Annotated in this window: 17 protein-coding genes, 4 tRNA genes, 1 rRNA gene and 1 other annotated feature; of the genes, 9 read left to right on the top strand and 13 right to left on the bottom strand. The window is 50.3% G+C overall.

The genetic code is table 11. From position 1 onward, the window contains the following. Positions 1-12: 12 nt before the first annotated feature. Positions 13-1,152: a homogentisate 1,2-dioxygenase gene (locus BZG79_RS05105; RefSeq protein WP_074214047.1), complete on the bottom strand. Its 1,140-nt coding sequence runs from the start codon at positions 1,150-1,152 to the stop codon at positions 13-15. A 232-nt stretch (positions 1,153-1,384) separates the two neighbouring features. On the opposite strand from BZG79_RS05105, the gene BZG79_RS05100 reads away from it, so the two are divergent. Then, positions 1,385-1,873: a MarR family transcriptional regulator gene (locus tag BZG79_RS05100; RefSeq protein WP_242414128.1), complete on the top strand. Its 489-nt coding sequence runs from the start codon at positions 1,385-1,387 to the stop codon at positions 1,871-1,873. Here the strand turns inward: BZG79_RS05100 and BZG79_RS05095 are convergent. Next, positions 1,843-3,192 carry an MATE family efflux transporter gene (locus BZG79_RS05095; RefSeq protein WP_077577082.1) on the bottom strand — a complete coding sequence of 450 codons (1,350 nt, stop codon included), beginning with the start codon at positions 3,190-3,192 and terminating at the stop codon, positions 1,843-1,845. The two genes, BZG79_RS05100 and BZG79_RS05095, sit on opposite strands and share 31 nt — an antisense overlap. 219 nt (positions 3,193-3,411) lie before the next feature. Here BZG79_RS05095 and BZG79_RS05090 point away from each other — a divergent pair, with 219 nt between their 5' ends. Both BZG79_RS05090 and groL read left to right on the top strand, forming a co-directional pair. Further along, on the top strand, positions 3,412-3,702 hold the full coding sequence (locus BZG79_RS05090) for a co-chaperone GroES (protein WP_021024083.1): 291 nt from the start codon (positions 3,412-3,414) through the stop codon (positions 3,700-3,702). A gap of 43 nt (positions 3,703-3,745) precedes the next feature. Beyond that, positions 3,746-5,392: a chaperonin GroEL gene (groL, locus tag BZG79_RS05085; protein WP_021024082.1), complete on the top strand. Its 1,647-nt coding sequence runs from the start codon at positions 3,746-3,748 to the stop codon at positions 5,390-5,392. A 77-nt stretch (positions 5,393-5,469) separates the two neighbouring features. Here the strand turns inward: groL and BZG79_RS05080 are convergent, their stop codons facing one another. Beyond that, a complete protein-coding gene (locus BZG79_RS05080) occupies positions 5,470-5,802 on the bottom strand; it encodes an SMR family transporter (protein ID WP_077461911.1) in 333 nt (110 codons plus the stop codon). 734 nt (positions 5,803-6,536) lie between these two features. On the opposite strand from BZG79_RS05080, the gene BZG79_RS05075 reads away from it, so the two are divergent. The 5 genes from BZG79_RS05075 (at position 6,537) to BZG79_RS05055 (ending at position 8,703) form a co-directional block, all read left to right on the top strand. Continuing rightward, positions 6,537-8,105: ribosomal RNA gene (locus tag BZG79_RS05075) — 16S ribosomal RNA — on the top strand. Between the two features lie 268 nt (positions 8,106-8,373). After that, positions 8,374-8,449, top strand: a tRNA-Glu gene (locus BZG79_RS05070). Between the two features lie 2 nt (positions 8,450-8,451). Next, positions 8,452-8,527: transfer RNA gene (locus BZG79_RS05065), tRNA-Lys, on the top strand. 12 nt (positions 8,528-8,539) lie between these two features. Continuing rightward, positions 8,540-8,615 (top strand) — tRNA-Ala (locus BZG79_RS05060). A 12-nt stretch (positions 8,616-8,627) separates the two neighbouring features. Beyond that, positions 8,628-8,703 (top strand) — tRNA-Val (locus BZG79_RS05055). 400 nt (positions 8,704-9,103) lie between these two features. Next, positions 9,104-11,784: a sequence feature (most likely nonfunctional fraction of RNA operon), on the top strand. A 214-nt stretch (positions 11,785-11,998) separates the two neighbouring features. On the opposite strand, the gene rsmC is transcribed toward BZG79_RS05055, so the two are convergent. The 8 genes from rsmC to BZG79_RS05005 form a co-directional block, all read right to left on the bottom strand. After that, positions 11,999-13,024 carry a 16S rRNA (guanine(1207)-N(2))-methyltransferase RsmC gene (gene rsmC, locus BZG79_RS05040; RefSeq protein ID WP_021024545.1) on the bottom strand — a complete coding sequence of 342 codons (1,026 nt, stop codon included), beginning with the start codon at positions 13,022-13,024 and terminating at the stop codon, positions 11,999-12,001. 107 nt (positions 13,025-13,131) lie between these two features. After that, complete coding sequence (locus BZG79_RS05035; protein ID WP_077461757.1) at positions 13,132-14,217, bottom strand: AI-2E family transporter; 1,086 nt, start codon at positions 14,215-14,217, stop codon at positions 13,132-13,134. Positions 14,218-14,307: 90 nt separating this feature from the next. Then, positions 14,308-15,459, bottom strand: a complete 1,152-nt coding sequence (gene hemW, locus BZG79_RS05030; RefSeq protein ID WP_077773867.1) for a radical SAM family heme chaperone HemW — start codon at positions 15,457-15,459, stop codon at positions 14,308-14,310. A 3-nt stretch (positions 15,460-15,462) separates the two neighbouring features. Continuing rightward, positions 15,463-16,059: an RdgB/HAM1 family non-canonical purine NTP pyrophosphatase gene (rdgB, locus tag BZG79_RS05025; RefSeq protein WP_077461755.1), complete on the bottom strand. Its 597-nt coding sequence runs from the start codon at positions 16,057-16,059 to the stop codon at positions 15,463-15,465. A 28-nt stretch (positions 16,060-16,087) separates the two neighbouring features. Further along, complete coding sequence (locus BZG79_RS05020; RefSeq protein WP_077773866.1) at positions 16,088-16,528, bottom strand: DUF4426 domain-containing protein; 441 nt, start codon at positions 16,526-16,528, stop codon at positions 16,088-16,090. 174 nt (positions 16,529-16,702) lie between these two features. Next, a complete protein-coding gene (locus BZG79_RS05015) occupies positions 16,703-17,281 on the bottom strand; it encodes a YggT family protein (protein WP_077773865.1) in 579 nt (192 codons plus the stop codon). 16 nt (positions 17,282-17,297) lie between these two features. Next, a complete protein-coding gene (gene proC, locus BZG79_RS05010; RefSeq protein ID WP_077773864.1) occupies positions 17,298-18,116 on the bottom strand; it encodes a pyrroline-5-carboxylate reductase in 819 nt (272 codons plus the stop codon). Positions 18,117-18,158: 42 nt separating this feature from the next. After that, a complete protein-coding gene (locus tag BZG79_RS05005; RefSeq protein ID WP_077773863.1) occupies positions 18,159-18,860 on the bottom strand; it encodes a YggS family pyridoxal phosphate-dependent enzyme in 702 nt (233 codons plus the stop codon). A 23-nt stretch (positions 18,861-18,883) separates the two neighbouring features. Between BZG79_RS05005 and BZG79_RS05000 the strand changes: the two genes are divergently transcribed. Then, positions 18,884-19,921, top strand: a complete 1,038-nt coding sequence (locus BZG79_RS05000; RefSeq protein WP_077773862.1) for a type IV pilus twitching motility protein PilT — start codon at positions 18,884-18,886, stop codon at positions 19,919-19,921. Here BZG79_RS05000 and ruvX read toward each other — a convergent pair. After that, on the bottom strand, positions 19,866-20,312 hold the full coding sequence (gene ruvX, locus BZG79_RS04995; protein WP_021024536.1) for a Holliday junction resolvase RuvX: 447 nt from the start codon (positions 20,310-20,312) through the stop codon (positions 19,866-19,868). The genes BZG79_RS05000 and ruvX overlap by 56 nt on opposite strands. After that, positions 20,309-20,875, bottom strand: coding sequence for a YqgE/AlgH family protein (locus tag BZG79_RS04990; RefSeq protein ID WP_077576792.1), 567 nt, complete (start codon positions 20,873-20,875; stop codon positions 20,309-20,311). Before BZG79_RS04990 ends, ruvX begins: the two co-directional genes overlap by 4 nt. Positions 20,876-21,023: the final 148 nt, after the last annotated feature.

Genomic DNA, 21,023 nt, shown 5'->3' with positions numbered 1-21,023 from the left:
CTTTCTCCTTCGCTATTCTGCGTCACTTGGCGTGCGCCAAGAGTAAACATAATCGGTCAGTTCGGTGGCTTTCGCCGCGTCTCCCATATCAAGTGGCATGCGGGTATCGATCATCACCGCCACTTCATCGGTCTCTTTTTTCTGATGCTTTTTGCCCGCGGCAAAGGCTTTTGGGTGAGGACCATGTGGGAAGCCACAAGGGTGTAAGGTCACCATACCGGCATCAATATTATCGCGGCTGAAAAAGTCACCTTGGTGATAGAAAAGCACTTCATCATAGTCATCGTTATTGTGGTAGAAAGGCACCTTCAGTGCGCCAGGATCGGACTCGATCGGGCGGGGGACAAAGGTACAAATCACAAAACCTTGCGCGACAAAGGTGGTGTGCGCGGATGGCGGCAAGTGATAACGATGGCTCATTAGTGGGCGGATATCTCGCCAGTTAAGCCGGAATACGGTGAGGTTGCCCTTCCAGCCTACGGCATCGAGTGGGTTATAAGGATAAGTGACACGGTTGAGCTGTTGGCGCGATTTGATCATCACCTGCCAGCTTTCGCTATCGGATTGCTGGGCTTTAAAGCTATCGTCAATACGTGCATGTTCTAACACCGCGGGGTCAAACACCGCATGCTCGCCGACAATGCCTCGTTCGGCGCTCATGTAGGAGCCATGTGTCGCTTCAATCATCAGCAAAGTAGTGGCCTCATCCGGCACCAGTCGCCAGCTGGTGGCGCGAGGAATAATCAAGTAATCGCCTTTGCTGTAGCGCAAGTGGCCGTAATCGCAATATAGCGAGCCTTCGCCCTGATGGACGAATAAGCAATCGTCGCCATCGCTGTTGCGCACCAGATAAGACATGGCGGTATCGGTGCGCCATAAGCGAACCTGAACATTGGCATTGGATAACAGCACAGGGGCATCCATTGGCGACGTGCCTTGCGTTTCAACTCGGTTGGTGTCAAAAGCATGCGGTCGCAATGGGCCTTCCCACTCACTCCAGCCCGTCGGGGGATGGCGGTGATACATATGACTGGCCGGGCCAAAAAAGCCTTCCTTGCCACATTCGCGCTCGTAGGTTCCTTCGGGAAAGTCGCAGTGGGCTTGACGTGAGGCGTCCCCTTCACGAATGGGGAATGAAAACCACTTTCGCATATCTCGCTCCTTGTGCTGGGCGGCCGTGGTCACCGGTACGGCCAAATAGTTTCAAAAGAAACAATCTATCCGTTTATACTAGCGAGCAGACAAGATAAAAAGCAACGTACTGTTAACAAATATTTTACCTTGTCTGTTCAGTATTTTTGCCGCCTAAAAACCGTAAGTGTAAACAAAGCACTACCTTTGCATCTTATCGACGCCTCTCGTAAAGTAAGGTATATGATTTCAATTGAAACTAAATGATATGACCGTTCCGCACCTAGCCCTTGACAGTTTTTTGCCCTACAAATTAGTTCACACCGCAGAGCTGGTTGCCGATAGTCTTGCGGCACGTTATGAAGCAGAGTTTGGATTGTCGCGTCCAGAATGGTGCGTGCTGGCCTCTTTGGGCGCACGGGATGGCGTGATGGCGAAAGATTTAGCCGCAGAAACGCGGTTGGATAAAGTGAGAGTGTCGCGCTTGCTTACCCGTTTAGAGCAGCATCAGTTGGTAGAGCGACGCGCGTGTCAAGGTGATCAGCGCGCCGCGTTAGTCCATTTGACCGACAAAGGCCGCACCCATTATCAGACCATTATTCCCAAGGTGTTGGAGTGGGAAAAAGCCATGCTTGAGGGACTCAGTGCGGCGCAGTATCAAGCCTTATATCAGGCATTAGATGCCTTGCAGCACCGAGTGTATCACTTGGATCAGACCGGCAGTGACGAAGCCAGTGTTTGACGGCGCAACACCACGGCATACAGGTACGCCATAATACCGGCCAGTAGATTGGCAACAGCGATTCCCGCAAACAGGCCATGGGTGCCGTTGACCATGCCGCCCAGCCACGCACAGGGCACTAAGAAAACAAACAAACGGACTAGGTTGCAGGCGAACGAATGCAGCGAACGCTTCATGGCATTCAGGCCGCCGACCAATAACATCAAGGTGCCTTGTAAGCCGTAACTGGCCGGGACCACCATCAAATAGTGGGCAATTTCTTGTTGAACCCGCACATCGTCACTGAACACATCCGCAATCAGATCGATAAAAGGCCACAGCGATAAGTACAAGGCAAATTGGAACAAGATGGCAAAGCGCATCGCACTGAACAGCGCCTGAAAGGCCCGCTGATGGTATTGGGCGCCAAAGTTTTGCGACATTAAGGGCGTAAGCGAAGACGTCATTGCCATCATCACTATTAATAAAATCGCTTCAATCCGTTGCGCGGCGCCATAGGCGGCAACGCTTTCTGTGCCTTGTGAGGCGAGCATCATCATTAATATGGCAGCTGCTGCGGGGTTGAGCGCATTGGTCATTCCAGCAGGCATGCCAATTTTAAGAATTTGACTCACATCGGTGCCGATCTGTTGCCATTGCGGCGCAATCAGTAGCTGCTCTCGTCGAGTGAGTACGATAAGTGCAGCGAGCATGGCTCCGGCCCAGCTCAAGGCACTGGCGATAGCGGCACCTTGCACGCCTAGTTCAGGGAAAGGGCCTAAACCAAAAATTAGCAAGGGGTCGAGAACGCCATTAATCAGCCCAGAGACCATCATGATTTTGGCTGGGGTTTTGGTATCACCTGTGGCACGAATGGCGGCATTACCTGCCATCGGTACCACCAATAAAGGAATCGTGAGGTACCATATCTGCATATATTCATGGATCAGTGGAAGTAAATCTTTACTGGCGCCTAATGCAGAAAAAACGGGAACAATGGTGGCAGCACCCAACCAGCCAACCAACATCACGAGCAACAAGGCCAATAATAATCCGTGGGTTGATACGCGCGCCGCATCTTGGTGATCTCCTTGGCCGAGTAAACGTCCGACAAGTGCTGCAATACCGACTCCTAACCCGAGAGTGATGGAGTTCACCGCAAAGGTGATAGGAAAGGTAAAACTCACCGCTGCCAACGCCTCTGTCCCTAGCTGCGAGATAAAAAAGGTATCAACCACGTTGAACATGATGATCGCAAACAGGCCGAACACCATTGGAATCGTCATTTTGCGCAAGGTTTGATTAATTGGAGCAGAAAGCAACCCGTGTTTATCGTTCATAGTCTCTGATCGCTGAGTTGGGACGGCTTACCCTAGCGGATCCGCATAAGGTGAGAAAGTTACGTCTCTAAAAAAAACAAAAAAATTGCTGTAAAGCCCTTGGGAAAGAAAAAGTCCGTCCCCACATAGGGAGAGACATCAGGTACCGGACGCATGTACGGCCTGTGTGCATACTTACTTCATCAAACGGAACATCATTACTAATTCAGGAGACGACCGATGAACATTCGTCCACTACATGATCGCGTTATCGTTGAGCGCCAAGAAGCTGAGTCTAAATCAGCGGGCGGCATCGTGTTAACTGGTTCTGCTGCAGAAAAATCTACCCGCGGTAAAGTACTGGCGGTAGGTAAAGGCCGTATTCTTGAAAACGGCAGTGTGCAGCCGTTGGACGTTCAAGTGGGTGACACTGTTATCTTCTCTGAAGGCTTTGGTACCAAAACCGAAAAGATCGAGGGTCAAGAGGTTTTGATCTTGTCTGAAAGCGACATTATGGCAATCGTTGAGTAATTCATTTCACCTCCAATCAATAACGTAAGAAAGGAATAAAAACATGGCTGCTAAAGACGTTAAATTTAGTGACGACGCACGTGCGAAAATGCTCGAAGGTGTGAATGTTCTGGCGGATGCCGTTCGCGTCACCCTGGGCCCTAAAGGCCGTAACGTAGTGCTCGACAAATCATTCGGTGCACCAACCATCACTAAAGATGGTGTTTCTGTTGCGCGTGAAATTGAGCTGGAAGACAAATTCCAGAACATGGGCGCGCAAATGGTGAAAGAAGTCGCTTCACAAGCCAATGATGCGGCGGGTGACGGCACGACCACAGCGACCGTATTGGCGCAGTCTATTATTAGCGAAGGCCTAAAAGCAGTTGCTGCGGGCATGAACCCAATGGATCTCAAACGTGGTATCGACAAAGCTGTCGTTGCCGCGGTGGAAGAGCTGAAAAATCTGTCTGCACCTTGCACCAGCAACAATGCTATTGAGCAAGTGGGGACTATCTCGGCAAACTCTGACCACACCGTTGGTAAGCTTATCGCACAAGCAATGGACAAAGTGGGCCGTGACGGTGTGATCACCGTTGAAGAAGGGCAGTCACTGCAAGACGAACTGAGCGTTGTGGAAGGCATGCAGTTCGACCGCGGTTACTTGTCTCCGTACTTCATCAACAACCAAGAAGCCGGTAATGTTGAACTGGATAACCCATTTATCCTACTGATCGACAAAAAAGTCTCTAACATTCGCGAACTACTGCCAACCCTTGAAGCGGTTTCTAAAGCGTCTCGTCCGCTGCTGATCATTGCAGAAGATCTTGAAGGTGAAGCGCTGGCCACCTTGGTGGTAAACAATATGCGCGGCATTGTCAAAGTGGCAGCAGTGAAAGCACCTGGTTTCGGTGATCGTCGTAAGGCGATGCTACAAGACATCGCGACCCTGACTGCAGGTACTGTCGTGTCTGAAGAGATCGGTATGGATCTTGAGAAAGTGACACTAGAAGACCTTGGCCAAGCCAAGCGTGTCACCATTACTAAAGACAACACCACAATTGTTGATGGTATTGGTGAAGAAGCGGCGATCGAAGGTCGTGTTGCTCAAATTCGTCAACAAATCGAAGACGCGACGTCTGACTACGACAAAGAAAAACTGCAAGAGCGCGTTGCCAAACTGGCTGGCGGTGTTGCGGTGATTAAAGTCGGTGCAGCGACCGAAGTTGAAATGAAAGAGAAGAAAGATCGCGTTGAAGACGCATTGCACGCAACCCGTGCTGCGGTTGAAGAAGGCGTGGTTGCCGGTGGTGGCGTTGCGCTTATCCGTGCTGCAAGCAAAGTCGGTGAGCTAAAAGGCGATAACGAAGAGCAAAATGTCGGTATCCGTGTGGCGCTACGTGCGATGGAATCACCACTGCGTCAAATCGCCACTAACGCAGGTGACGAAGATTCAGTGGTTGCGAACAACGTGAAAGCGGGTGAAAACCACTTTGGCTACAACGCATCAACTGGTGAATACGGTGACATGATCGAAATGGGTATCCTGGATCCAACCAAAGTGACGCGTAGTGCGCTTCAGTTTGCGGCATCCGTGGCTGGCCTGATGATCACCACCGAAGCCATGATTACTGATCTGCCACAAAAAGATGGCGGCGCTGATATGGGTGCTGCTGGAATGGGCGGTATGGGAGGAATGGGCGGCATGATGTAATCTGCCTCTCCTCCTTAAAGAAAAAACCCAGCTTCGGCTGGGTTTTTTCGTTCTCGGGCTGACGCCAATAACGCGACTCAGTGCGGAGACGCAGATGAAAAAATATTCATCACTGCTACACCCGAAACAATCAGTACCATGCCGATAATCGCCGCTGTATCGAGTTTTTGGTCAAAGACAAGCCAGCCAATTAAAGCAATCAATGTTACGCCAGCACCTGCCCAAATTGCATAAGCGATACCAACCGGTATAGCGCGTAGTGTCAGCGCGAGTAAATAGAAAGAAAAACTGTACCCCACTACGACTAACACCGAAGGGACGAGCTTTGAAAAGCCGTCGCTGTTTTTGAGTGACGCCGTTGCAATCACTTCTGCCACAATCGCAAACCCCAGAAAAAGCCAGTGCTTCATATCGATGACTCCCAAGTGAGAAACAGACCGATATGCTACCAGCCCCTTTTCATGATGTATGCCTCATTTTTTCTAGAGAAAGGTGAAAATTTCGACTATGTTAATAAATCCAAACAAAAACAAGCCTTGCCTGAACGTTAAAATAGACAAAAAAAGCGACTTAGTATGTTTTTTGTGCGGGTGAGTTTTTTTTTGCAAAAAGGGGTTGCGGTAAAAACTGAGATCTCTATACTGCGCTTCCTGTCGACGGGGCAACGAGACGTAAGCCACGAAATGCCAACCACGAATCGACACGCTCTTTAACAATTTGACCTATGCAATCTGTGTGGGCACTCGTTGAGAATAGACAAAAAGATTTATTCGATGARCTGAGTGACCAATTCATGTTGGTACAGCCTTGAGCTGTTTTGATTTCACTTTTTTAAAAGTGGATGCCAACAAGAGCACAGTCAATTCGTTTGTCTCGCAAGAGAYGAACAAAACAGTATTTATCGAGCCGTTTGTCTTTTCTTWGGAAAAGCAAACACCAAAACTTTAATTGAAGAGTTTGATCATGGCTCAGATTGAACGCTGGCGGCAGGCCTAACACATGCAAGTCGAGCGGAAACGGCAGTATTGAAGCTTCGGTGGATTTACTGGACGTCGAGCGGCGGACGGGTGAGTAACGGCTGGGAACCTGCCCTGACGAGGGGGATAACCGTTGGAAACGACNGGAAAAGCAAACACCAAAACTTTAATTGAAGAGTTTGATCATGGCTCAGATTGAACGCTGGCGGCAGGCCTAACACATGCAAGTCGAGCGGAAACGGCAGTATTGAAGCTTCGGTGGATTTACTGGACGTCGAGCGGCGGACGGGTGAGTAACGGCTGGGAACCTGCCCTGACGAGGGGGATAACCGTTGGAAACGACGGCTAATACCGCATAATGTCTTRRTTCGTTAGAGYYRGGACCAAAGGTGGCCTCTACATGTAAGCTATCGCGTTGGGATGGGCCCAGTTAGGATTAGCTAGTTGGTAAGGTAATGGCTTACCAAGGCRACGATCCTTAGCTGGTTTGAGAGGATGATCAGCCACACTGGGACTGAGACACGGCCCAGACTCCTACGGGAGGCAGCAGTGGGGAATATTGCACAATGGGGGAGACCCTGATGCAGCCATGCCGCGTGTGTGAAGAAGGCCTTCGGGTTGTAAAGCACTTTCAGCAGTGAGGAAGGTCGTGTASTTAATACGTGCACGGCTTGACGTTAGCTGCAGAAGAAGCACCGGCTAACTCCGTGCCAGCAGCCGCGGTAATACGGAGGGTGCGAGCGTTAATCGGAATTACTGGGCGTAAAGCGCATGCAGGCGGTTTGTTAAGTCAGATGTGAAAGCCCGGGGCTCAACCTCGGAACCGCATTTGAAACTGGCAGGCTAGAGTCTTGTAGAGGGGGGTAGAATTTCAGGTGTAGCGGTGAAATGCGTAGAGATCTGAAGGAATACCAGTGGCGAAGGCGGCCCCCTGGACAAAGACTGACGCTCAGATGCGAAAGCGTGGGTAGCAAACAGGATTAGATACCCTGGTAGTCCACGCCGTAAACGCTGTCTACTTGGAGGTTGAGGTTTTAGACTTTGGCTTTCGGCGCTAACGCATTAAGTAGACCGCCTGGGGAGTACGGCCGCAAGGTTAAAACTCAAATGAATTGACGGGGGCCCGCACAAGCGGTGGAGCATGTGGTTTAATTCGATGCAACGCGAAGAACCTTACCTACTCTTGACATCCAGCGAAGCCTTTAGAGATAGAGGYGTGCCTTCGGGAGCGCTGAGACAGGTGCTGCATGGCTGTCGTCAGCTCGTGTTGTGAAATGTTGGGTTAAGTCCCGCAACGAGCGCAACCCTTATCCTTGTTTGCCAGCACRTAATGGTGGGAACTCCAGGGAGACTGCCGGTGATAAACCGGAGGAAGGTGGGGACGACGTCAAGTCATCATGGCCCTTACGAGTAGGGCTACACACGTGCTACAATGGCAGATACAGAGGGCAGCGAGACAGCGATGTTTAGCGAATCCCTTAAAGTTTGTCGTAGTCCGGATTGGAGTCTGCAACTCGACTCCATGAAGTCGGAATCGCTAGTAATCGTGGATCAGAATGCCACGGTGAATACGTTCCCGGGCCTTGTACACACCGCCCGTCACACCATGGGAGTGGGCTGCACCAGAAGTAGATAGCTTAACCTTCGGGAGGGCGTTTACCACGGTGTGGTTCATGACTGGGGTGAAGTCGTAACAAGGTAGCCCTAGGGGAACCTGGGGCTGGATCACCTCCTTACTGACGCTATTCTTGCGAGTGTTCACACAGATTGNTTGTACACACCGCCCGTCACACCATGGGAGTGGGCTGCACCAGAAGTAGATAGCTTAACCTTCGGGAGGGCGTTTACCACGGTGTGGTTCATGACTGGGGTGAAGTCGTAACAAGGTAGCCCTAGGGGAACCTGGGGCTGGATCACCTCCTTACTGACGCTATTCTTGCGAGTGTTCACACAGATTGTATAGGTTGAAGTTATAAGAGGATATGTTCCCAAACATATCAGCGTGTCCCATTCGTCTAGAGGCCTAGGACACCGCCCTTTCACGGCGGTAACAGGGGTTCGACTCCCCTATGGGACGCCATTGGGTTGTTAGCTCAGTTGGTAGAGCAGTTGACTTTTAATCAATTGGTCACAGGTTCGAATCCTGTACAACCCACCATTTCTCAGACGCGGGGCTATAGCTCAGCTGGGAGAGCGCTTGCATGGCATGCAAGAGGTCGGCGGTTCGATCCCGCCTAGCTCCACCAAGTCTGAAAGATGGGCGATTAGCTCAGTTGGGAGAGCACCTCCCTTACAAGGAGGGGGTCACTGGTTCGAGCCCGGTATCGCCCACCACGCTTTAAAGGTTTTTGYTTRAGAATCTTTAGAACGTGGTTTATTTAGCAATAAACGACATGCTCTTTAACAATCTGGAAAGCTGACAAGTCATTCTTTAAGAATGACAGTAAAGTTCTCAATCAGTGACATATCATGTCACTCACACAATCAAGTGTGCTTGGACTTTGTCTTATTGAATCAATAACGACAAAGCTTCTATTTGAGTCCGGCAAAAACAAAACCTTAATTGGTTGATGATTCAACACTCAGTGGTTTTGCGACGTAGATTTCTTTTTTAGGCAACGCRCGCGAGACTTTTGYCGCCGGGAGCGTAACGTGTTACGTGACCAAGCAAAAGTTAAGCAAGAGGCAGCATAAAAGAGAAAGATCGAGCAAAAAAGACCTCTTGGGGTTGTATGGTTAAGTAATTAAGCGTAGACGGTGGATGCCTTGGCAGTCAGAGGCGATGAAGGACGTATTAACTTGCGAAAAGCCCAGATAAGGCAGTAAAAGCCATTTGAATCTGGGATATCCGAATGGGGAAACCCACCTGCATAAGCAGGTATCTTAGCGTGAATACATAGCGCTAAGAGGCGAACTCGGGGAACTGAAACATCTAAGTACCCGGAACATGGGGGGACCATCCTCCAAGGCTAAATACTCCTGACTGACCGATAGTGAACCAGTACCGTGAGGGAAAGGCGAAAAGAACCCCTGTGAGGGGAGTGAAATAGAACCTGAAACCGTCTACGTACAAGCAGTGGGAGCCTCCTTTGWGGGGTGACCGCGTACCTTTTGTATAATGGGTCAGCGACTTAATGTTAGTAGCAAGGTTAACCGCATAGGGGAGCCGTAGGGAAACCGAGTCTTAACTGGGCGTRTAGTTGCTAGCATTAGACCCGAAACCGAGTGATCTAGCCATGGGCAGGTTGAAGGTTGAGTAACATCAACTGGAGGACCGAACTCACTAACGTTGAAAAGTTAGGAGATGACCTGTGGCTAGGGGTGAAAGGCCAATCAAACTCGGAGATAGCTGGTTCTCCCCGAAAGCTATTTAGGTAGCGCCTCGGACGAACACTACTGGGGGTAGAGCACTGTTAAGGCTAGGGGGTCATCCCGACTTACCAACCCTTTGCAAACTCCRAATACCAGTAAGTGCTATCCGGGAGACACACGGCGGGTGCTAACGTCCGTCGTGGAGAGGGAAACAACCCAGACCGCCAGCTAAGGTCCCAAAGTTATCGCTAAGTGGGAAACGATGTGGGAAGGCTCAGACAGCCAGGATGTTGGCTTAGAAGCAGCCATCATTTAAAGAAAGCGTAATAGCTCACTGGTCGAGTCGGCCTGCGCGGAAGATGTAACGGGGCTAAGCGATACACCGAAGCTGCGGCAATGTCCTTATGGATATTGGGTAGGGGAGCGTTGTGTAAGCYGTTGAAGGTGTGCTGAGAGGCATGCTGGAGGTATCACAAGTGCGAATGCTGACATGAGTAACGATAAWGGGGGTGAAAAACCTCCWCGCCGGAAGACCAAGGGTTCCTGTCCAACGTTAATCGGGGCAGGGTAAGTCGGCCCCTAAGGCGAGGCCGAAAGGCGTAGTCGATGGGAAACGGGTTAATATTCCCGTACTGCTRCTTACTGCGATGGGGGGACGGAGAAGGCTAGGTGGGCCTGGCGATGGTTGTCCAGGTTCAAGGGTGTAGGCTGTAATCTTAGGCAAAYCCGGGATTACRYACGGTCGAGACCCGATGTCGAGCCACCAAGGTGGTGAAGTCATTGATGCCATGCTTCCGGGAAAAGCCTCTAAGCTTCAGGTAAGTAGGAACCGTACTCCAAACCGACACAGGTGGTCGGGTAGAGAATACCAAGGCGCTTGAGAGAACTCGGGTGAAGGAACTAGGCAAAATGGTACCGTAACTTCGGGAGAAGGTACGCTGCCCACGGTGAAGTCCCTTGCGGATGGAGCTATGGGCAGTCGCAGATACCAGGTGGCTGCAACTGTTTATTAAAAACACAGCACTGTGCAAAATCGAAAGATGACGTATACGGTGTGACGCCTGCCCGGTGCCGGAAGGTTAATTGATGTGGTTATCGCAAGAGAAGCCATTGATCGAAGCCCCGGTAAACGGCGGCCGTAACTATAACGGTCCTAAGGTAGCGAAATTCCTTGTCGGGTAAGTTCCGACCTGCACGAATGGCGTAATGATGGCCACGCTGTCTCCACCCGAGACTCAGTGAAATTGAAATCGCAGTGAAGATGCTGTGTACCCGCGGCTAGACGGAAAGACCCCGTGAACCTTTACTACAGCTTGGCACTGAACATTGAGCCTACATGTGTAGGATAGGTGGGAGGCTTTGAAACGGCGACGCCAGTTGYYGTGGAGCCATCCTTGAAATACCACCCTTGTATGTTTGATGTTCTAACTTAGCCCCSTWATCSGGGGTGAGGACAGTGCCTGGTGGGTAGTTTGACTGGGGCGGTCTCCTCCCAAAGYGTAACGGAGGAGCACGAAGGTGGGCTAATCACGGTCGGACATCGTGAGGTTAGTGCAATGGCATAAGCCCGCTTAACTGCGAGAGTGACGGCTCGAGCAGGTACGAAAGTAGGTCATAGTGATCCGGTGGTTCTGAATGGAAGGGCCATCGCTCAACGGATAAAAGGTACTCCGGGGATAACAGGCTGATACCGCCCAAGAGTTCATATCGACGGCGGTGTTTGGCACCTCGATGTCGGCTCATCACATCCTGGGGCTGAAGTCGGTCCCAAGGGTATGGCTGTTCGCCATTTAAAGTGGTACGCGAGCTGGGTTTAGAACGTCGTGAGACAGTTCGGTCCCTATCTGCCGTGGGCGTTGGATGATTGAGGGGAGCTGCTCCTAGTACGAGAGGACCGGAGTGGACGAACCGCTGGTGTTCGGGTTGTGTCGCCAGGACCATAGCGCTTTGGACCCACCTGATCCCATGCCGAACTCAGTAGTGAAACGAAGCAGCGCCGATGGTAGTGTGGGGTCTCCCCATGTGAGAGTAGGACATCGCCAGGCTTGCTTTCTTGTTTTCAGATTTTTGAAAAAATCTGAAGGCAAAAACGAGTTTAATCATCAAAGCAATGATATGTAAGACTTTGATGAGAAAGAAATACAAAGCCCTGACCTAACGGTCGGGGCTTTTTTGTATCTTTAATCTTTGATGAAAAACCAATAGAGCCCTGGCCTGACGGTCAGGGCTTTTTGTTGTAATGAGTCTTCAATGCAGACTTTAGTGATGATAAATGCGGTGATAATAAAGCGGCTAAAGGTAACCCGTTGCTCTGATCTTACTCACGTGTTTTATATGCGTGATAGACCGCGAAGCGTCGAGTCTTGGCGATCGATTCACACTGTCCGAGACTGTCTTTAATTATCGGCGGATAGCGTAAGAAACTATTGGCCACCACAATGAGCTGGCCACCTTTGGAGAGGTGAGAGGGGACGTTACGTAACAAAGACTCGGTTGGTGAGTAGCGTGTATCCAGTCCATCATGGAAAGGAGGATTACTAATGATAGTATTAAATGTCGCCTCAACACCATCAAGCATATCTGAAGGTAAAACTTGCCCATCTAAGCCGTTGGCGGCAAGTGTGGCTTTGCTTGATGCAATGGCGAGGTAATTAACATCCACAAGCGTCACTTGGCAATCAGGATAAGTAGCAAGGATATAGCTACCTATCACGCCTGCGCCGCAACCTACGTCTAATACGTTTCCTTTGATCGACGGAAGATGACGAAGCAACAACTCGGTACCGTCATCTAAACTTTTTTGGCTAAATACGCCGGGTAACGCACGAATGGTCAGTGACGTCTCGCCGAGGGTTAATGGGTAGTCAGTAAACCACGCTTCCAACGAAAAAGAGCTCGCAGGGGTGTGGCAGGTGCCGTAATACATACTGCAGCGCCGCGCAGCATCGTATTTGCTAATAGACCCGTAGGGAGCGAAGCGTTTTTCAATGCTTTTGATGCCACTACGGTTTTCACCCACTACCATCCAATCAACCTCTTTCCCCAATGCGTGTGTCAACATTGCGAGTAAGTAATCAGCTTCTGCTTTTGCTTTAGGCCAATAAAATAAGACCAGATCGATGGGATGATCGATATCGAGTGTCGCGCCTGCATGAACAGTAATCGACGCTTTTTTCTGGCGTGTGGCGAAACCGTGATGCGTCGTAAAGACAGTGACGCTTGCGGCACGTTGCGATAATTGTTGGACAAAGTCATCTTCGAGCTCTCCTGCCAACAGCAGGTGTTTATTATCAAACAACGGAAGGTGACGCTGAGCAATTTCACTGGGGGCCGTGAGGGTCATGATTGTTCTCTTTGCATTATCGACGGTAATAAAGCGCACCGAAATAACCTGGCGCGTCGGGAGTCGAATTTTCCCACAAAGCACGCACCAGGCCAATCTTTAACGGGTTAGGCGTTGTCTTGGCGATCAAGGAAGTGTGCAAACTCGAGCTCATACATCCGGAATAACACCAATGTTAATGAGAAAATAATCGGACCGTAAATTAACCCCATTAAGCCAAAGAGGTGCAAACCGCCCAACAATGAGAAAAAGATAAGCAGGGTGTTCATGCCAGAGTTTCCCTGCATCAAAAAAGGGCGAAGCAGATTATCAATGGAGCCCACAACCACAACGCTCCATACTAAAAGCGCGAGCGCCCACTGCCAGTCACCGATTACTGCGAGATATAGCACCGTTGGTAACCAGATAAGTGCTGTCCCTATCACAGGAATAAAAGAGGCAAAGGCCATCATGGTGCCCCAAAAAAGGGCCGGTAAGCCTACCGCCCACATCGCTAGGCCGCCTGCAGCACCTTGTGCTAAAGCAGTGAGGAATGAACCGAGAACAGCCGATTTGGCGACTTTCTCCACTTCATCAAGCAGTTGGTCTTCTTGACTACGTGACAAAGGGATAACATGACGCAGTGTTTGGATAATGTTGTCGTGATCGCGCAGTAAAAAGAACAGCACAAATAACATCAGCATAAAGGTGATAAAAAAGTTAGTGACATCGCCCAGTACCCCAGAGCTGAACTCAAGCATTTGACCGCTAAAAGAGGACATCCACGCGGCCAGTTTTTTAACCGTCTCTTGAGGGTCGATGACATCAAACGGTAGCCACTGATTGACAAAGTGTAAGGCTGATTGTATCTGCGGGTTATTGATCAGTTGCCTGGCCCCGCCGTTATTGAGCCATTCATAGCTACGAGTGAAAAAGCTCACACCTTGATCGATGATCGCACCCGCCACGACAGTGAGTGGAATAAAGATGATAAAGGTGATCAGGATGCAAGATAAGACCGATGCGGTATTGGGTCGCTGACCAATCTTTTCTTCGATGCGTTTATGGACGGGGAAGAACAGCAACGACACGATAAAGGCGAGCACAATCGCACCAATATAGGGCTCGATCAAAAGGTAACAGGCGTAAACGGCGATAATAAGGGCCGCAATTAAGGTCCAATGCTTGGGCTCGACGCGAAATGACGGAGTCACAGAGATATCCTTTTTAGCTTGTTGAATGATAGGGCTCGCCTTATGTACCGGCGCCTAATTTATAGGCACCTTAACACATCGTTTGTTGCATTAGTCAGCTAAAAAAATGGCCAGCAGATCATTGAGAAATAATTTACCTTTTGGCGTGATTTGCCAATGGGTGTTTGTTTCTGTGATTAAGCCTTGCTCAGAAGCTTGAGAGATAGGCGCGGCGAGATGTGACAGCGGTAGCCCAGTGTGACTGACAAAATCAGCTTTGGGGCAGGGCTCGAGCAAGCGAAAACGGTTCATAAAAAACTCAAACGCAAGATCGGTATGTTTTACCCACTGGCTGTCGGTGAGGTAGGCTTTGTCTGGATCGAGGTAGCCACGCGGGTGTTTCACTTTGACGGTACGAAGTAAACGAGGTTGGTCATCCTCTAGCAAGGTCAGTTTGCCATGTGCGCCGCAGCCAACTCCTAAATAATCCCCAAAACGCCAGTAGTTGAGGTTATGTGCACATTGGTGGCCTGGCAGACTATAGGCGGAGGTCTCGTACTGAACATATCCCGCATCGCTCAGTCGTTGATGGCCTTGATCAAAAATGTCCCACAAGGTGTCTTCTTCTGGCAGGGTGGGCGGCTTAGAGTAAAACTGAGTATTAGGCTCGATAGTCAGTTGATACCAAGAAATATGCGGCGGCTTCAGTGCAATGGCTTGCTCCAAATCGCTGAGTGCTTCTTGTTCTGATTGATCGGGCAAACCATGCATTAGATCGAGATTAAAACTCGTCAGTCTCGCTTGGTGGGCAAGGTGAGCTGCCCGTTCTGCCTCACCAGGGCCATGAATACGGCCTAGCCGGGTAAGCTTATCGGCAGAAAAGCTTTGTACGCCAATGGATATACGAGTCACGCCCGCTTGGCGATAGCCAATAAATTTATCGGCCTCGACGGTGCCCGGATTGGCCTCCATGGTGACTTCCATATTGTTACTCGGGGTCAGTCGCGCATTGATCCCGGCGAGCAAACGCTCAATCTGAGCGGGCGACATCAGGCTGGGTGTGCCGCCACCGATAAAAATAGAGTGCAGTGGACGCGTGACTATTGAGGGATAAGCGGCCAGGTCGGTGTCGAGATCGTCGAGCAACGCATCGATATAATCGTCTTCTGGGATCGCGCCTTTTTGCGTGTGTGAGTTAAAGTCACAATACGGGCATTTTTGTACACACCACGGGATGTGTACATACAAACTTAATGGGATCATGGGTTATTGCGACGCTTTTAAGGCTTGAAATAGGGCGTTGAGGGCTTGACCGCGATGTGAGCGTTGTTTTTTCTCTGACGCAGGCATTTCGGCAGCGGTGCATTGCTGATCATGGGGCAAAAATACTGGATCGTAGCCAAAGCCGTTGTCACCTTGTGGTGCATGGGCAATTTGACCTTCCCAAACGCCATGACAGACCAATGGCGTCGGATCATTCGCGTGGCGCATGTACACCAATACGCAATGAAAACGTGCTTGGCGTGCATGGGTATCAGTATCATGCATTGCGTCGAGTAGCTTGGCGACATTATCGGCATCATTGGCGTCATCGCCAGCATAGCGAGCTGAATAGACGCCAGGTGCGCCTTTTAGCGCATCCACCTCAAGGCCTGAATCATCGGCGATGGCTGGAAGCCCGGTCAGTTTCGCCGCGTGGCGGGCTTTAATGATGGCATTTTCAATAAAAGTGGTCCCTGTTTCGTCAGCTTCTGTCACCGCAAAATCACTTTGCGGCAGAACCTCAAAACCAAATTCGCCGAGTAGCCCGGCCATTTCTTTTACTTTGCCTGCATTGCCGGTTGCCAGCACAACTTTATTCATGTCGGTTACCTATGTGTTTGTCACCCTGTTAAGGGGTATCGACGTAAAACGTGTAATTATAGTCGAAGGAGGCACTGCGATTGCCCGCTGCGTTGAGATCAATCTGGAATTGATAGGTTTCCTCATCATCAGCGGCAAAGGTCGCAATGTAATAAATCGCGTCGCCTTCGCGGATCTCGGTAAAATCTAGCTCTCGACTGTTACCCACCAAGTTTTTGACTTGGCCTTGGACCTTGGCGGCAATCGCCGGTTTTCCAAGCTGCATGGTGTCGAGAACCGCGATATTAACCAACCCGCGATAGTCGCTGCGGGTAATATCATATTGCTTGGCGATGTCAGGGGTTAAAAACGTCGTTGATAAGGTGTTGTAGTGCACCTCTAATTCGCCGATTTCTTTAAACTGGCCCGCCCAAGCTGGAGTAATAAGCAAACTCAATACCATGCTGAGCGCTGCTATTATCTGACGCATAATCATTCCTTGTGATAAAGTAAGGTATCAATACATACGGGTGCCTGAGTACGATCCGCCGTACTGCTGAGGTACCCGTTAGCTTTAATTACTTGTGTGAGCGAATTCAATACGCCCTTGTGGGCTATTTACTTATAGCACCTACCAGACAGGCTTTCCTATATTGCTAGCCAATTAGCGGCTTGTTAGATAAGCTCTCAATGGATCTAGCCAATCAAGCCCTACCATATCGCCAATTGATATATCGATAAATTGCAGACCGATAAAGATCACCAAAATACTGAGATCCAGTCCACCGATAGGAGGGAGGATGCGACGCACTGGGGCGCAAACCGGTTCGGTTAATTGATGGAACACTTGCTCTACAGGGTTATTGCCTTGGCTTACCCAGCTGAGAATGGCACGTAGGATCAGCACCCAAAACAGCAGTTTACCGGCTGCTTTAAGCAGTGCAATAGCAGAAAAGCCGAACAGTCCTGAGTTGACTGTTAGTGCACCGCCTGTGATGATATCCAGTGCCACAAATTTAGCGACCATCAGCAGATAAGCAAAGAGGACGGTCGCGAGATCTAATCCACCGAGCGCGGGAACCATCCGGCGCAGTGGACCCACAACAGGTTGGGTCGCCTTCACCACAAATTGAGAGAACGGGTTATAAAAATCGGCCCGAGACCATTGTAGCCATATGCGGAGTAACACCACCATGATGTAAAGATCAAACGCAGTGTTGATCAGAAAGGTCATTGCATTCATATCGTCGCCTTAGTGATTAAAATTCTTGTTCCATTTGCTCAGCACGGCTCACCGCCGCCTGCATGGCCTGTGCGACTATGTCGCTAATATTGTGCTGCTCGAATACTTGCAACGCTTCTGCGGTGGTTCCTCCTTTTGAAGTCACCTGCTCGCGTAGTTCTCCAAGCGTGGTGTCTGGGTTCGCGGCCACCATTTCTGCCGCTCCCAGTGCGGCTTGTTGTACCAACGCCCTTGCTTGCTGGTCAGTAAAACCTTGGCGAATGGCTTCTTGCTGCATGGCTTCCATAAAGCGGAAAAAATAGGCCGGCGCACTGCCTGCAGCCGCAATCACACCATTGATACTCGCCTCATTCTCGACCCAGCAGACTTCACCCACCGCTTTCATCAGCGCGGAGGCATAGTCTTGATCACCCGTCGTCACACCCGGTGATGCGTACAGGCCGCTCATGCCTTTACCCACCAGCGAAGGCGTATTCGGCATCACGCGCACCAGATTAAGTGACGTACCAGCCATTTGATTAAGACGGGCAACATTGATGCCAGCGGCTATTGAGATCACCATTTTCGACGACCAATCGACCGCTGGCAAGTCGCTTAATACTTTTGCCATTAATTGGGGCTTTACCGCTAAAACGATCACTTCCGCTTGTTGGCAAGCAAGGAGGTTGTTTGTGGTGGTTTGGATCCCGTATTGCGTTGTCAGCACATCGTTAGGATGCGCGCTGGGTGACGCGGCTGTAATGGCTGAGGCGGGATATCCTGCATCCACGAGTCCGGCAATGATGGATCGAGCCATGTTGCCAGCCCCAATAAAGGTGAGAGGGCGATGTTCCATGTATTCGGTTCCTGTTGTTCTCATCATTCTGTGTAGGTGTCGTTAGCGGTAATCACGTGCACCAAAAACGGCGGTGCCGATTCTTACCATGGTACTGCCACATGCAATGGCAGCTGCCATATCACCGCTCATACCCATCGATAAGGTATCAATAGTCGGCGTGTGTGCGTGGAGCGAATTAAACGCGGTCGCTAAAGGCTCAAACGCGGCACATTGGCGCTGATAATCTGTTTCCGGTTGAGGGATCGACATGAATCCTCGCACGGTGAGGTTGGGTAAAGCCCGCATTGATTCAATCAAATCCATGGCTTCATCCAGTGTTATGCCTGATTTAGACGCCTCACCGCTGGTATTCACTTGTACTAAAACGTTGAGTGGCGGCAAATGCGCGGGACGTTGCTCACTCAGACGTTTAGCAATTTTTAACCGATCGACTGAGTGTACCCAATCAAAGTGGCTGGCGATCAAGCGCGTTTTGTTCGACTGAATTGGACCAATAAAGTGCCACTCAATCTTTGTGTTTGGGGCATGTGTGGCAAAGTGCTCCACTTTTTCGACGCCTTCCTGCACGTAGTTTTCGCCAAATGCGGTTTGACCTGCGGCCACGGCCTCTGCGATCGCCTCGACGGGTTTTGTTTTACTCACCGCAAGCAACTGCACCGAATGATCGGGTTGGCCGCATTTTTGGGTGGCGAGGTCTATTTGTTCCCTGACCTGTTCAATATTCTGCTTAATATTACACATACCTGATTCTACGAGGAAAATGAATGGAAATTACTGAGCTATTGGCCTTTAGTGTAAAGCATCGTGCGTCAGATCTACATCTTTCTGCGGGCGTGCCACCAATGGTGCGGGTAGATGGCGATGTGCGCAAGCTCAGTCTACCTGCGCTCAATCATCAAGTGGTCGAGCAATTGATTATCGCTGTGATGAATCCCCAGCAACGCCAAACGTTTGTAACCGAATGGGAGGTGGATTTTTCGTTTGAGCTGGCCTCGGTTGGCCGGTTTCGGGTGAACGCTTTTCATCAGCAACATGGGTGCGCGGCGGTATTTCGGGTTATCCCAGAGGCGCTGCCAACCTTGGAAGCGTTAAACGCGCCTTCTGTCTTAACAGAGCTCGCGTCGCTCACTCAGGGGCTGGTACTCGTGACTGGGCCGACGGGATCGGGAAAATCAACGACGTTGGCAGCGATGGTTGATCATATTAATCGTCATCAACAAAAGCATATTCTTACTATTGAAGATCCGATCGAGTTCATTCACTCGCCGCAACAAAGCTTAGTGAATCAGCGGGAAGTGAATCGTGATACGCAATCCTTTCAGCAGGCGCTGCGTTCGGCCTTACGGGAGGATCCAGATGTGATTCTGGTCGGCGAGCTACGAGACTTAGAGACAATAAGCTTAGCATTGACGGCCGCAGAAACTGGCCATTTAGTCTTTGCCACGTTACATACCGCGAGTGCGGCGAAAAGCGTTGACCGGATTATCGATGTGTTTCCAGGGAGTGATAAGCCCTTGGTTCGCTCTATGTTGTCTGCCTCTTTGCAGGCGGTAGTATCGCAGCAGCTCGTCAAAAACACTCAGGGCCGACGGGTCGCTGCGTATGAAATTATGAAAGCCACCCCTGCGATTGCTAACCTTATCCGTGAAGACAAGGTGGCGCAGATGACCTCCATGATGCAAACAGGCGTCGCTCAGGGAATGCAAACTATGGAGCAGGCGATAACACGGCTGACCGACCAAGGAATTATTCCGAGGCGTGAAACGGCTCAGCATATTGGCGCTCAAACCAGCTTTCAATAATCACAACGGCTGACTGGGCGTCGACAGCTCCTTTACCTAAGGCTTTGTAGCCGCCTTGTTCAAAAAGTGCTGCGCGGGCTTCGCGTGTTGATAGGCGCTCATCATGTAACGAGACCGGGAAACCAAAGCGCCCATGTAAGCGATTGGCAAATTTTTTCGCTCTGGGTGTAATGGTATCGAGAGGTTCACCTTGTAAATCTAATGGCAGCCCAACCACTAAATAATCAGGTTGCCATTCTTTTAATAGGGCATCAATGTCATCCCAGTTAGGAATACCATCGCGTGCTTTCAAAGCGCATAAAGGGCGAGCGGTGCCGGTTAACGACTGACCGATGGCAACACCAATGCTTTTTACCCCGTAATCAAAACCCATCACGGTTTGTGCGTTCATGCGTGTCCTACTTGTGAAGAAAGGTTGGCGGCGTCAATGCCGAGTTGGTCGAGCGCTTTTTGCCAACGTTGGTGAACAGGGGTATCAAAAATTACGCTGGGATCGGCCTCCAGTGTGAGCCAACTATTTTCGGCTAACTCTTGTTCAAGCTGTCCGGCCTCCCAGCCTGCATAACCCAAGGCCACCAAAAATTGCTCTGGCTGTTGCTCGGTCCCGAGAATCGATAAGATATCTTTTGAGGTGGTCACGGCTAATTGATCCGATACGGGCACACTGGTGCCATACGAACAATTGGCCGGATGCAGCACAAATCCTCGATCTTCAGACACCGGCCCGCCAAATAAAACGGATTGGGTCAGACTTTCGGTTGTATTGGAAAGCGGCACGTCGCGCTCTACCTCAATTTGGTCCAGCATTTTACCCACGGACAAGTTAATAGGGTGATTGATCATTAACCCCATGGCGCCGTCATGATTATGCTCACACACGTAGATAACACCCTGTTGAAAACGGCTATCGGCCATGCTCGGCATTGCGATTAAAAAATGATTTTTCAGATCCATATCGCCGTCTCCTGTTCGTACGCTTACGTTGAGTATGCGCAAAAAATGTGTATTTAGACAATCATAGAGGCGCAATGCGCCTCATTTTTTATTGGCAGCGTTGGGCGATCGCTTCCATCAGGATGTCGCCTACGGAAATATCATACGC

It is taken from the genome of Salinivibrio sp. MA427, from assembly GCF_001996115.1.
Classification (GTDB): domain Bacteria; phylum Pseudomonadota; class Gammaproteobacteria; order Enterobacterales; family Vibrionaceae; genus Salinivibrio; species Salinivibrio costicola.
Note: the sequence above shows the minus strand (reverse complement) of the source record. Positions and strands in the feature narration are given on the sequence as shown.

What these genes read in the sequence shown, in the direction of transcription:
- BZG79_RS05015 (WP_077773865.1), bottom strand. Translation starts at nt 17,281, where the DNA reads ATGAATGCAATGACCTTTCTGATCAACACTGCGTTTGATCTTTACATC.
- proC (WP_077773864.1), bottom strand. Translation starts at nt 18,116, where the DNA reads ATGGAACATCGCCCTCTCACCTTTATTGGGGCTGGCAACATGGCTCGA.
- ruvX (WP_021024536.1), bottom strand. Translation starts at nt 20,312, where the DNA reads ATGAACGCACAAACCGTGATGGGTTTTGATTACGGGGTAAAAAGCATT.
- hemW (WP_077773867.1), bottom strand. Translation starts at nt 15,459, where the DNA reads ATGATCCCATTAAGTTTGTATGTACACATCCCGTGGTGTGTACAAAAA.
- BZG79_RS05080 (WP_077461911.1), bottom strand. Translation starts at nt 5,802, where the DNA reads ATGAAGCACTGGCTTTTTCTGGGGTTTGCGATTGTGGCAGAAGTGATT.
- BZG79_RS05000 (WP_077773862.1), top strand. Translation starts at nt 18,884, where the DNA reads ATGGAAATTACTGAGCTATTGGCCTTTAGTGTAAAGCATCGTGCGTCA.
- BZG79_RS05005 (WP_077773863.1), bottom strand. Translation starts at nt 18,860, where the DNA reads ATGTGTAATATTAAGCAGAATATTGAACAGGTCAGGGAACAAATAGAC.
- BZG79_RS04990 (WP_077576792.1), bottom strand. Translation starts at nt 20,875, where the DNA reads ATGGATCTGAAAAATCATTTTTTAATCGCAATGCCGAGCATGGCCGAT.
- BZG79_RS05095 (WP_077577082.1), bottom strand. Translation starts at nt 3,192, where the DNA reads ATGAACGATAAACACGGGTTGCTTTCTGCTCCAATTAATCAAACCTTG.
- rdgB (WP_077461755.1), bottom strand. Translation starts at nt 16,059, where the DNA reads ATGAATAAAGTTGTGCTGGCAACCGGCAATGCAGGCAAAGTAAAAGAA.
- BZG79_RS05105 (WP_074214047.1), bottom strand. Translation starts at nt 1,152, where the DNA reads ATGCGAAAGTGGTTTTCATTCCCCATTCGTGAAGGGGACGCCTCACGT.
- BZG79_RS05090 (WP_021024083.1), top strand. Translation starts at nt 3,412, where the DNA reads ATGAACATTCGTCCACTACATGATCGCGTTATCGTTGAGCGCCAAGAA.
- BZG79_RS05020 (WP_077773866.1), bottom strand. Translation starts at nt 16,528, where the DNA reads ATGCGTCAGATAATAGCAGCGCTCAGCATGGTATTGAGTTTGCTTATT.
- groL (WP_021024082.1), top strand. Translation starts at nt 3,746, where the DNA reads ATGGCTGCTAAAGACGTTAAATTTAGTGACGACGCACGTGCGAAAATG.
- rsmC (WP_021024545.1), bottom strand. Translation starts at nt 13,024, where the DNA reads ATGACCCTCACGGCCCCCAGTGAAATTGCTCAGCGTCACCTTCCGTTG.